We start from the raw sequence: 13,302 nt of genomic DNA, 5'->3' as shown, positions 1-13,302 counted from the left end.
GTTTAATAAAAGCTCGGTGAGTTTCACCAAATACGGCGAAGATTCTAGCTATTTGTACGAGAGTAATCGTCTTGGAAGCGAATAATATCGTCTTCTCCTAAATATTCGCCATTTTGAACTTCAATAAGTACTAAAGGAATAACGCCAGGATTTTCCAAGCGATGTTCTGTACACTGTGGAACATAGGTTGATTGATTGTTGCTTAACAGAATTTCTTCTGAGCCACAAACTACTTTTGCTGTGCCGGATACAACAATCCAGTGCTCGCTACGATGATGATGCATCTGCAGGCTCAAACGATGTCCGGGTTTAACCTCAATACGCTTGATCTTGTATCCGCGACCTTCTTCCAGAACTGTGAAAGAACCCCAGGGACGCAACTCCGTAGCAGCAACACCTCTAGGAGTAACAGCAGGAGGAAATGTCAAGGATTCAACTTCTGTAGCTTCTTGGAATTGAGACATAATTACCTCTTTTTGTTGGTAAGCAGGATAAATCGGTTGGTGACCTTAACCATTGATGGAAAATATGCCGTAATTTTGCAACCGTGGAAATCAGCAATTCGTAGCACCCTTGCCAAACATAACAAAAACTCGCAGGCCAGTGTATTAAATAACTTTGCCCATCTGAAAATCTACATCAACTCTTTATTAAGCAAAAGTCAAAATCAATCTTAACTTCATTAAACTTGAAATTGCAGGTCAACAATTATACCAAGCATTTATTTGCTTTTCTTGGCTTGGGAGATCGATTCTATCTTCACTACAAGCAACTGTGAATATAACCCTACTTAGCTTTCTATTTACTTGCTTTTACTAGTTGGTTGGAGAAAAATTCCAATTCCGTTGTGTACCCTTGCTGCGGTATTAGGAGAACGGTCAACTAATTGACCTCCAAGGTAAAGACTAGTTGAACTACCCCCATCCAAATTTAAAGCATTGATACACCCCATTCGCTGCATTAACTGGGCATGTTCTGCTAACGTTGGACCTTTACCACCTACACGATTGTGTACTGCAGCAATTATTAAGCGACCAGATGCAGTAGTACAAATAGCACTACGAACAGCTTTTTGTCTTGCAAAAGCTTTACTGAAGTTTTCCCGAGTTGCATCTAGCACAATGCGACGATTTTGCAACAGTAGTGGCCCAGCTCCGAGAATATGCGGATAACGATTAAATTCAACAGGAAAACTCGAACTAGCAATACGCAAAACAGAACCCACAGTCAAATTCAGGAGTTGATTGTTACCTGCGCCACGAGAAGTAATTAAATAACCATCTCTAGGAATGGGAATAGATTGCTCCCCTGCTTTGTTTGTTTGTAACTTGCTAAAAATTCGGTTTTTACGGACAACTAAAACCACTTCGTTGTCTGTTAAAGGTATATATGCCAATCCCCAAACTGGCGTATAGCGGGCAATTCCTGTTTGCACATAGCCACTATTAAGGGTAGAAATAGTTAATTTTTGTTGATTTGGAGCGATTAAAGTTTCCCTTAAACTCAAGCGACCCATATAAAATTGTCCGGAATCATTCCACGCGATCGCACCTCTATTAAGAATAGGACTTGATAACCACTGTCCATTTTGTCTAATTGCACCTAGAGGTAAGCGATTTTTGCGATTAAAGAAACCTCCATTAATAGCAGCCGCAGCAACATAGTTTTGGGCAGTTTTAATTAATGGTGCTGTGCCTACAAGGGTGCTGGGATTAGACCAAATCGGTCTAAGCTGAATGTTAAAAGAACGGGGATTTACTTCTAACCATCTAACAGCAAAGCTTTCTGTGGCTAAGTTAACAAATTGTTGTCGCCAAAGCAATCCTGGAGCCCAAGTTATATCTCGGGCTACCATTGCATCTGGTCTGACATCAATAATTAAACGATTAGGATTACCCACGCTACTAACCCGGGGTTCGTAACCAAATGGTACGCTCAAACGAATTAAGGTTTGGTTCTTAACGACTTCTATTTGTTTAATTAGTGGTTCAGGAGCGTTGATGTTGATGTCGTCAGAACTTGAAGAAACTGGGTTGAGATTTTCTTGAGAAGAATTTAACTGTAAAGCTGATGATAATACTGGACGAGGCGCGTAGCGTTTTAGCAAACGAGGATTAGCATTTCCGTGTAGAGTAATTGTCCAATCTCGATTTAGTGGGGGGAGTTTCGGTTGATTTTTTTGAGTTTTAGGCGTGGAATTTGTGAGTTTAGGAGTTTTAAGTTTGGGGTTTTTGAGTTCAGGATTTTTAAGTTTAGGATTCTCAATTTTAGGATTCTCAAGTTTAGGAAGCTGAGGACGTGGCTTTCTTTTTCTGGGTGCTTCTTGTCTGATTTGCCAAGGTGTCGGGCGATCCAAATCCACTATTACCTGTTCAATGTCTCCTCGCTTTCCCTGAAGAATATTTTTAATATTTGCTGTTCGAGTATATATACTTAAAGTGCTGCCATTATTTTTTATTTGCCACCCTTTACTTGCAGCTAAACTTGTAATATCTAAATATCTATATCCTGTTGTTAGCCAACCAGATAGAATAAAAGGCTGTTTAAATGAAGAAAACCACTGAATAGGTTGTCTAGCTGGCTGTTGACTATTTAATAAATCTATCCCAAAAATTTGCTTCAGCGCTCCATCACTAAGATAAGTAAGTGTTGATTTTTTGTTTCCCTGACGTTGCAACCAAGCTCCAGAAAATTTCTTTCCATTAAGAATAATTTGATAACCTGAAGCAACTACACCCCCGCGATTAACTATGGAATGAGAATTTCTTTCAGAAGATAATTTTAGTCCAGAGGTTGAATTTGCTGATGCAACAGAATGGTTAGTAAAGAAGAATAGTCCAAACAAAAGCAGTAAAGACAAAGAATCCTTAAAACGCTTATAATTACAACTATTCGTGATGTTACAGATTGATAAAAACAAGTAGTTATTGACTTTTTCTACCATGATTTTCATTCACTCTTAAAAACTATTTTTTAGGTATCTGCGAAGTTTTGGTTTACAAGTATCATTTTCAGCAAAATGATCGTCGAGACTTATTTTTATCCCTCTTCTCCAGGAAACATGCAATTCAGATTCTTTTTTAGCAGTCGAAATTTAAAAGTCATGAAATGATGAAGTTTTTACTTACAACTTCCCTCGCACTATGAAGGTATAAAATTAAAATTTTTTGTTGGTGGAATAAAATGTAAGATGGGTTTTAAAGTCTGGCATGATAAGGTATATATAGTTAAACATCCTTTTGCAAACATTTAAACAAGTTTTTTTTTGACATAAATACTGAAAATTTATGTGAAACTTCTTACTAACTAACAGTCAACTTGCTGCAAATAATTGCAGAAAAAAATAGAACTCAATATTGATAGCTTAGTCTTAGGATTATTTGCTACTTAAGTGAGGTGAAAATGGTAGCAGCATTAACTGAAACGGCTTATGTGCGAACAAGTGAAGTTTTGGAATTGTCAAATGGCCATATAGTGTAATACGCTGATTTGTAATGCGCTGATTTTAGTGCAGAAACACTTAAACAAAATGTATACAAATTGAAGGTCGGTAAAGTCTTTAATTCTAATTACTCTCACTGAGATTGAGAATCTTAATGAAGTATTGAATTGAAAGTTGGAGCCGAGCTAACTTTTTTGTCTAAATTTGTCTAAAACGATGAATTGAGATAATAGACACCTTCAAAAATATTAAACTGTTTGTATAAGCTCATCAGGATAAGCTGTAACTCATTTAACCCAGTATAATTTTTTCAATTTATAGATATTAACGCGGGTAGAACAAGATGATGATACCCGAGGTAATTTTTTTTCTTTTTTTTAATTGCGCTCATGCAGTCATTGCAATGTATCTCCTAAATCATAATTAACAAATTTCAAATTTACTGCGGAGTGGTAAAAATAACGACTCAAAATCTCAGGGTATAGTTTATGAAAAACAAACAAAACAATCAAGAACAAAATATGGCATTTATCAATAATTCCTCCGAAAGTAACAGCCAGGGACAAAGGTGGTTAGTGGAGGAAAGGGATGCCTGTGGTGTAGGCTTTATTGCCCATCGTCGAAATCAAGCCAGCCATGGAGTATTGCTAAAAGCTTTGGCTGGGTTAACCTGCTTAGAACACCGTGGGGGTTGTAGTGCAGATCGGGATTCTGGTGATGGGGCAGGCATATTGACTGCTATCCCCTGGGACTTGTTCCAAACTAATTTAACCGCAGATAACATAAAACTTCCACAAGACTTGAGCAAAGTTGCGGTAGGAATGATATTTCTCCCAACCGACAAACAAGCAGCACAAATAGCAAAAACAACTTTTGAAACAGTTGCATCGGAAGAGAAATTAACTGTTTTGGGTTGGCGAACTGTACCTGTCGACCCTCAAGTTTTGGGAGTACAAGCAAAAGAAAACCAACCCCAAATAGAACAAGTTTTTTTATTAAGTAATGACAAAAGCGGCGATGACCTAGAAAGGCAGCTATACATTACTCGCGGTCGCGTTGTCAAAGAAATTCGCAGTTTAAATCAAGAATCTTTAACAGACTTCTATGTTTGTTCGCTGTCAAGTCGAACAATTATTTACAAAGGTATGGTTCGTTCTGCTGTATTGGCAGAATTCTATGCCGATCTAAAAGATCCACAATATATAACTGCTTTTGCAGTTTACCACCGTCGTTTCAGTACTAATACTTTGCCTAAATGGCCACTTGCCCAACCAATGCGTTTATTGGGACATAATGGTGAAATAAATACTTTGGTGGGTAACGTAAACTGGATGATGGCAAGAGATACAACACTCAATCATCCTGTTTGGGAAGAGCGTTTAAATGAACTGAGACCTTTTGTGCGGATGGAAAATAGTGATTCCGCAACTTTAGATAATGTATTCGAAGTTTTAGTGCGTTCCGGACGTAGTCCCTTGGAAGCTTTGATGATCATGGTGCCGGAAGCTTATCAAAATCAGCCGGAATTGAAAGATTATCCAGAAATTGTTGATTTTTACGAATACTACAGTGGGATGCAAGAAGCTTGGGATGGTCCAGCTTTACTAGTCTTCAGTGATGGACGAAAAGTTGGAGCAGCCCTAGATCGTAACGGTTTAAGACCAGCTCGTTACTGCATCACCAAAGATGACTATATCGTTGTTGCTTCAGAAGCCGGCGTTGCAAACTTTCCAGAGTCCGAAATTGTTGAAAAAGGAAGACTTGGACCGGGACGCACGATCGCGGTAGATTTAGAAACCCAGGAAATTTTAAAAAATTGGCAAATCAAACAGCGCATAGCTCAGAAATACCCCTACAGGGAATGGTTGAGTCAATATCGCCAAGATCTTAATGGCTTAGTTGAAAGTAAACACAAAAATAATGGCAATGGTAATGGTAATGGTAATGGTAACGGTAGTCGAGGAACATTACATCCCAATATCGACCGAAAAACTTTACTGAGAAATCAATTTGCCTTTGGATACACCACAGAAGATGTGGAAATGACGATCCAAGAAATGGCTACAAATGCTAAGGAGCCTACTTTCTGCATGGGTGACGATATTCCCCTAGCGGTATTATCAGAAAAACCTCACTTACTATATGACTATTTCAAGCAAAGATTTGCTCAGGTAACTAATCCAGCCATCGACCCACTACGGGAAAAGCTGGTGATGTCATTAAAAGTAGAAATTGGTGAAAGGGGCAATTTACTGGCTCCAAAACCAGAATACGCCCGCAGAATTAAGTTAGAGTCACCAGTAATTTCAGAAATTGAGTTAGAAGCAATTAAGAATTCAGATTTTACAACAGTAGAACTGTCAACATTATTTGATATTACTGACGGTCCCCAAGGCTTACAAAAAGCAGTTGAATCGTTGCAAGCGAAAGCAGCAGAAGCAGTACGCTCAGGAAGTAAAGTACTTATCCTCACAGAGCGTGTCGAGCAAAAATGTGCTATTGATGCCGATCGTACTTATATTCCACCCCTACTAGCTGCAGGTGCAGTGCACCATCACTTAATTAGGGAAAGACTACGAATGCAGGTATCTTTAGTTGTTGATACAGCTCAATGTTGGAGTACCCATCATTTTGCTTGCTTGATTGGCTACGGTGCAGCAGCGATTTGTCCCTACATGGCATTAGATACAGTTCGAAATTGGTGGGAAGATCCAAAAACCCAACAATTTATGGAACGTGGTAAAGTACCGACTTTAAGTTTGGAAGAATCTTTGAGTAACTATCGTCAGGCTATCGAGGCTGGATTACTCAAAATTCTTTCAAAAATGGGAATATCACTACTTTCCAGCTATCAAGGAGCACAAATTTTTGAAGCTATTGGTATTGGAGAAGATTTGTTAGCAATGGGCTTTCGGGGTACGACTTCACGGATCGGAGGTTTAAGTATTAGTGACTTAGCCCAAGAAGTATTGAGTTTTCATCGTAAGGCTTTCCCCGAACTAAGTCTGAAAAAATTAGAAAATCTGGGTTTTGTTCAATATCGTCGTGGTGGTGAATATCACATGAACAATCCAGAAATGGCAAAAATGCTACATAAAGCTGTCGCCACGAAAGATTACGACCATTACAGCGTTTATAAACAATCTTTACAGAATAGAAAGATTACTGCTTTGCGGGATTTACTAGATTTCCAAAGCGATCGAGATTCTATTCCTTTGGAAGAAGTTGAACCGGTGAGTGAAATTCTACGTCGCTTCTGTACGGGTGGAATGTCTTTAGGGGCACTTTCAAGAGAAGCCCATGAGACTTTAGCGATCGCTATGAATCGAATTGGCGGTAAATCTAATTCTGGGGAAGGTGGTGAAGACCCGGTACGTTTTAAAGTTTTAGATGATGTGGATGATTCTGGAAACTCCCCCACATTACCCCATTTAAACGGTCTACGGAATGGAGATCGAGCTTGCAGTGCCATTAAACAAGTTGCTTCGGGACGTTTTGGTGTTACCCCAGAGTACCTAATGAGCGCCCAGCAAATTGAGATTAAAATTGCTCAAGGTGCTAAGCCAGGAGAGGGAGGACAGTTACCAGGTAGAAAAGTCAGCCCTTACATTGCCATGTTGCGGCGCTCTAAGCCGGGTGTAACGCTGATTTCACCACCTCCCCACCATGACATTTATTCCATTGAAGATTTAGCACAGTTAATTTTCGACTTGCATCAAATTAATCCCCAAGCCAAAGTCTCGGTGAAGTTAGTAGCAGAAATTGGTATTGGGACAATTGCTGCTGGGGTTGCGAAAGCAAACGCCGATATTATCCAAATTTCCGGTCACGATGGTGGAACAGGTGCTTCGCCCTTAAGTTCAATTAAACACGCTGGTTCTCCTTGGGAATTGGGACTAACGGAAGTACATCGCGTTCTAATGGAAAACAATTTGCGCGATCGAGTAATTTTGCGGGTTGATGGTGGTCTTAAGAGCGGTTGGGACGTGTTAATGGGTGCTTTAATGGGCGCAGAAGAATTCGGTTTTGGTTCCATCGCCATGATTGCTGAAGGGTGTATTATGGCGCGGATTTGCCATACCAATAATTGTCCTGTGGGTGTAGCTTCCCAGAAAGAAGAATTACGCAAGCGTTTCCCTGGACTTCCCGAACAAGTTGTTAACTTCTTTTACTTTATTGCTGAAGAAGTTCGTTCTTTACTTGCAAAATTTGGTTACCGTTCTCTCACAGAAATCGTCGGACGTGCAGATTTATTGGTACCTCGTTCGGAAGTTGAGTTAACCAAGACCCAATCCCTTAACCTTAACTGTTTATTACAGTTACCTGAAACTAAAGCTGATCGTAGCTGGTTAAAGCACGAAGAAGTACATAGTAACGGTGATGTATTAGATGATAAACTACTCAAGGACGCAGATATTCAAGCTGCAATTCAAAATCAATCTAGCGTCACCAAATCATTTGTTCTAGTTAATACTGATCGAACTGTTGGTACTCGTTTAGCAGGAGTAATCGCAGCGAAGTATGGGAACGATGGCTTTGAAGGAGAAATTAATTTGAACTTCAAAGGTAGTGCGGGTCAAAGCTTTGGTGCTTTTAATCTTCCGGGAATGATTCTTACTCTCGAGGGTGAAGCCAACGATTATGTTGGTAAAGGTATGAATGGTGGTGAAATAATTATTAATCCTCCAGTTGATGTCACTTATGATCCCTCACAAAATGTAATTATCGGCAATACCTGTATTTACGGGGCTACCGGTGGTATGTTATTTGCTCAAGGTCTAGCAGGAGAAAGGTTCGCTGTACGAAATTCTAAAGGAACAGCTGTAATTGAAGGAGCCGGGGATCATTGTTGCGAATATATGACTGGTGGTGTAGTTGTGGTTCTAGGTAAGGTTGGACGTAATGTTGCTGCAGGAATGACTGGTGGTTTAGCATATTTTCTAGATGAGGATGGCAATTTCCCTGAATTAGTCAATCAAGATAATGTCAAAGTTCAAAAGGTAATTACCGCTGCAGGTGAAAAGCAACTCAAAGATTTAATTCAAGCCCATTGCAATCGAACAAACTCCGCCAAAGCCAAGAAAATTTTGCAAAATTGGCAAGAGTACTTACCCAAGTTCTGGCTTTTGGTTCCGCCTTCCGAAGCTGAAAGACCAGAAGTAAATCCTCAAAAAGTCAAACAGTTAAGTTCTGTGTAAAGTAGCTAAAAAACTAAGAGAGACGTAGAATTACTACGTCTCTACGAAGTTTTAATACAGGAATCTACCCTTAAAGAAGAAGTTACAACGATTATTCAATCAAAGTATTACTGCTTGTTTTGTTTTTCCAAAAATGTTGTAAGTATTTTTACATTGGGAATAATCAATCGAAATCAGTGGTTTAATGTATCAATAGGGAACAAATTGTTTATATTAAATTTCGCTTTCTTGCAATTAAAAATCACAAAACAAAATCACAAAACAAAATCACAAAATTTTAATAAATCGAAGTAATCTTTATTTTTTTGTAGATGCTACTTGTTGATGTTTTTCTTTAAGTTCTAATAATTCTGGAATAGTCACGAAACGGTAGCCTTGCTCCTGATATTTTTTAATCATCGTCGGTAGAGCAGCTACAGTATTAGAGCGATTTCCACCACCATCATGCATTAATACTATCCCACCAGGAGTAGACTGTCCCATTACGCGATCAATCAAAGTTGATGGTGATTGACGTTTGTAATCTATCGAATCAGCAGACCACATAACTACGGTATAGTTTTTACTTCTAGCATAAGCTGCTAAACCATTGTGTAATTTTCCTCCTGGTGGTCGAAATAAGGTTGTTTTCACACCAGTGGTTTCATAAATCAAATTACTGGTGCGGTCTATTTCAAATGCAGCAGCCTGTTTATTAAAATAGTGATACCAGTGGTGCCATGTATGATTTGCGATCGTATGACCTTCATCTACTATCCTTTTACCCAAGTGCGGGTAAGTTTGCAACATTTGCCCGACTACAAAAAATGTACCCTTAACCTGATTTTTTTTTAGAATATCTAGTATTTGTGCAGTATATCCCGGCCAAGGTCCATCATCAAAAGTTAGAGCAATTACTTTATGTTCGCTAGAAAGTTTTGCTGAATTAATAGTTTTGCCAAAAAAAGTTTTTGGTACGGTGTGATATAAACCTTTTCCTCGTGCTTCTTTTTGCCAAGTAGCTAGCATTGCTAACTTGAAATATTCAATTTGTTTCTGAGTTTGTGGCTTAGCTAACAGCTTTTCTGGGCTCGCATCTACAGCATTAGTACTCCCCAGTTCAAAAAGACTTGGTTTAATTGGCATAATCCAACTTAAACTAAGAGTACCACCTAATGCTGCCAGCCCAATTAGTATACTTTGGGGCCAAGCAAAGAACTTATTCTTCTCCACTTCATAACTCCTTCAAGGGTGTAAACGTCAGAAGTTTGACTGGCGGTTGGTGATAATTACAGATCCATATAGATAAATACTCATTGATTGTCTGATAATCCAGAAATTAACAGATTTCATCAACAAAGAGCACAAAAGGAGGTTAGTTGATTTTACGGACTTTGTTTATGTCTAAGCATCACAAAAAGTGAGATTAAAGCAACGGAAAACTAATATTTTTTGAGAGGATATTAAATATTATTGAATGCAAAATATTACCTTCATCATTGACAATGTATATTTTAGTATTACCTCAGAATATTACTGTTAAAGACAAAGTTAAATTTATACCTAAAGATAATTTGATTTTTCTTGATTTAAACTAAGCAAAAGTTAACTATTAGCTTTATTATTCTTAGTACTAATACTCTCGAAATATCATTATTTTTACTTTATCAACATCAAATAAATTAGTACTAAATAATGCATTATTAGTACTTGTTTTTTTATAATTGATGAATGGTTCAAAAAACTAAATATTTGAACACGACAAGAACAATTTTTAAGGAAATATTAAATTATTAGTTTATATTTCCAGGGTTAGTTCCTTACAACCCTACATTATTGATATTACACTCTAGATATTTGTGTTGACAGTATAAATACTGAAGTTTATCTCGACTGACAACCCTAGCGTTCCACAAGATAATTATAACAAATAATATCATGCTTGTATAATTAAGCATAAAATACAATGTGTCTAATACAACATTTTATTCAGTATTTACTTAACATCAAGTCAGTATAAACTTTGTGTGTAATTTTGAATATTATACTGTGTGCCACCAGTATAATTAAAGACCCAAAATAGGAAAAATAAATAATAAATTAAAGTAACTTTCTACAGGCAAATATTTCGCTGAAAAACATTAATTTTAAAGATTCTTCAGTCAGTTTTAATGGGATGCGTATTTAACCTTAGGTATTGTAAATTCTACGAATAGGTAATAACTCCGGTAACAGTACAAACATTCTAGCGGGAAAACTGCAAAGTATTGAAATAGCTAATAATGATGCAGTTTGTAATTGGTTTATGAAATAACTTTTATAGATAGTAACCATTGTCAGTGGGATTGTAAGTCTCCGATCCCCGAATTCTAGTCCTCAATCCCCTGATTCTTCCTTGAGTGTCCCAAGCAATTTATAGTGGAGTTGTCTTTTCATCTGATAAGCAATTGTGAAAGCGATTACACTTCTTGGTTCAACAGGTTCTATTGGTACCCAGACGTTAGAAATTGTAGCTCAAAATCCAGAAAAGTTCAGGATTGTGGGAATAGCAGCCGGACGGAATGTGGAAATGTTGGCTGCTCAAATTAAGCAGTTTAAGCCCATTATTGCAGCAATTTTTGCTGAAGAAAAGTTACCCGAGCTAAAAGAAGCTATTAAAGATGTCGATCCGCAACCTATTTTACTTGCGGGAAATGAAGGAGTAATAGAAGTTGCCCGTCATGGTGATGCAGAAACTGTAGTTACAGGAATTGTTGGTTGTGCGGGTTTGCTACCGACAGTTGCTGCAATTGAAGCTGGTAAAGATATAGCTTTGGCAAATAAAGAAACCTTAATTGCTGGGGGTCCAGTCGTTCTACCTTTAGTAGCAAAGCATGGTGTTAAACTATTACCTGCAGACTCCGAACATTCAGCAATTTTTCAATGTTTGCAAGGTGTACCGGAAGGTGGTTTGCGGAAAATCTTATTAACTGCTTCTGGTGGTGCTTTTCGCGACTGGGAAACTGAAAAATTAGCACAGGTTACAGTTGCAGATGCCCTTAAGCATCCCAATTGGTCAATGGGGCGAAAAATTACTGTGGACTCTGCCACTTTGATGAATAAGGGTTTAGAAGTAATTGAGGCACACTTTTTATTTGGGTTGGACTATTCTAACATTCAGATTGTTATTCATCCTCAAAGCATTATCCACTCCCTCATTGAATTACAAGATACTTCTGTTTTGGCCCAGTTGGGTTGGCCGGATATGCGCTTACCTTTACTATATGCTTTATCTTTCCCCGAACGTATTTATACTGAGTGGGAAAGGTTAGATTTAGTAAAAGCTGGAAATTTAACTTTCCGCGAACCCGATCATCAAAAGTATCCTTGCATGAATTTAGCTTATACTGCGGGTCAAGCAGGTGGTTCAATGCCAGCAGTATTAAATGCTGCAAATGAACAAGCAGTAGCCCTATTCTTGGAAGAAAAAATTAAGTTTCTAGATATTCCCCGCAGTATAGAATTAGTTTGTGACCGTCACCGCGATCGCAATCGTTTGAATCCAACCTTAGATGATATTTTGACTGCAGACCGGTGGGCAAGGCAAGAAGTTTTACAGGTTACCCAAGAGTTAAAATCTTCGAGCGATGTAATTTCTTTACGATGAATTCTCGATTGCTGACAATTGTTGAGAATTTTGAGGAAATTTAATATCCAATTTGTTATTTGGTTTATAGTGCCGGAGCGCTACATCCCACGACCTTTAGGGCGCGGGAGTGTCGACCAACCATAATATCCAAACATCAATTTTTAATGTAGAGACGTAAAGCACTGAGGGTGACCGTAAGGTCATGGTTTTGCGTCTTTACAAAAATTATACAGTCGGTATCATAACGCACAAGACAGATAGGGTATTTTAGAAGTAATATGGCTTTACGCTTTAGAACGAGGAAACTACTTGTTTTGTATTCTCTGTTTCAGTTGGAATTCCCAATTTGTGTAGTGGATGGGCTTAACAAGCCGAAAATATAAAATAGATCGGCACACTCAGTAACCGAAAAACAATAGCAGATACTTTTTGATTTCGAAGTATATCTATGCATTGAAAAGTATTTGACATAATATAGTTTTTTACATCATTTTTCTTATTTATCTGAAATATTATTCATTACATATAAAATATCCCAAAAATTGCTATTTTATCGTATATATTAGTACTTGAATTTAAACTCCTAATTCTAGTGATGGCGAGCTGTATACCAGCCACATTATTTTAGATTGATGTCTCCTAGCCTAAGAGCGACAATATATAGCTTAGTGAGCAGGGCGATTATTGGGGCTATTATACAAGGAATATAACTCTATGATTATTCTGACTTTCATAGTCGCTTGGATTGTCTTTACAATATTGGTTAAAGTAGTTAAGACTACAGTAAAACTAGCTCTAACTGTTGCTGCAATTATTGTTTTATTAAAGATTGGATTTGATATTAGTCCTTTTGATGTTGTGGGTTACGTATTTGAATTCTTACAAAAGGTATCCGGAGCAATTGAAAACAACGATGCCATTAAAGACTTAATAGACACTAATAATTAAATTACTCCACAATACAAGTACTGAGGTAAAATAATCTATATATTTAGTATCAAATGACATATAGGTTCCCTATGAATATTTCTTATTCCTAATTCAATATTCCTGAC

6 protein-coding genes are annotated in these 13,302 nt (G+C 37.7%); 3 read left to right on the top strand and 3 right to left on the bottom strand.

The window, feature by feature from the left end:
* Positions 1-44: 44 nt before the first annotated feature.
* Both BC008_RS41655 and BC008_RS41650 read right to left on the bottom strand, forming a co-directional pair.
* Entirely contained in the window at positions 45-464 is a 420-nt protein-coding gene (locus BC008_RS41655; RefSeq protein ID WP_027840923.1) for a phosphomannose isomerase type II C-terminal cupin domain, read from the bottom strand.
* Positions 465-802: 338 nt separating this feature from the next.
* Positions 803-2,944 (bottom strand): phosphodiester glycosidase family protein, encoded by a 2,142-nt coding sequence (locus tag BC008_RS41650; RefSeq protein ID WP_058183389.1) that lies wholly within the window; start codon positions 2,942-2,944, stop codon positions 803-805.
* A gap of 986 nt (positions 2,945-3,930) precedes the next feature.
* Here BC008_RS41650 and gltB point away from each other — a divergent pair.
* Positions 3,931-8,640 carry a glutamate synthase large subunit gene (gltB, locus tag BC008_RS41645; protein ID WP_027840922.1) on the top strand — a complete coding sequence of 1,570 codons (4,710 nt, stop codon included), beginning with the start codon at positions 3,931-3,933 and terminating at the stop codon, positions 8,638-8,640.
* A 297-nt stretch (positions 8,641-8,937) separates the two neighbouring features.
* On the opposite strand, the gene BC008_RS41640 is transcribed toward gltB, so the two are convergent.
* Complete coding sequence (locus BC008_RS41640; protein WP_027840921.1) at positions 8,938-9,852, bottom strand: polysaccharide deacetylase family protein; 915 nt, start codon at positions 9,850-9,852, stop codon at positions 8,938-8,940.
* Between the two features lie 1,216 nt (positions 9,853-11,068).
* Between BC008_RS41640 and BC008_RS41635 the strand changes: the two genes are divergently transcribed.
* Positions 11,069-12,265, top strand: coding sequence for a 1-deoxy-D-xylulose-5-phosphate reductoisomerase (locus BC008_RS41635; RefSeq protein WP_027840920.1), 1,197 nt, complete (start codon positions 11,069-11,071; stop codon positions 12,263-12,265).
* A 696-nt stretch (positions 12,266-12,961) separates the two neighbouring features.
* Positions 12,962-13,195: a hypothetical protein gene (locus BC008_RS41630; RefSeq protein ID WP_321170070.1), complete on the top strand. Its 234-nt coding sequence runs from the start codon at positions 12,962-12,964 to the stop codon at positions 13,193-13,195.
* Positions 13,196-13,302 lie beyond the last annotated feature (107 nt).

It is taken from the genome of Mastigocoleus testarum BC008 (assembly GCF_001456025.1).
GTDB lineage: Bacteria > Cyanobacteriota > Cyanobacteriia > Cyanobacteriales > Nostocaceae > Mastigocoleus > Mastigocoleus testarum.
This window is presented reverse-complemented; position numbering and strand designations above follow the sequence as displayed.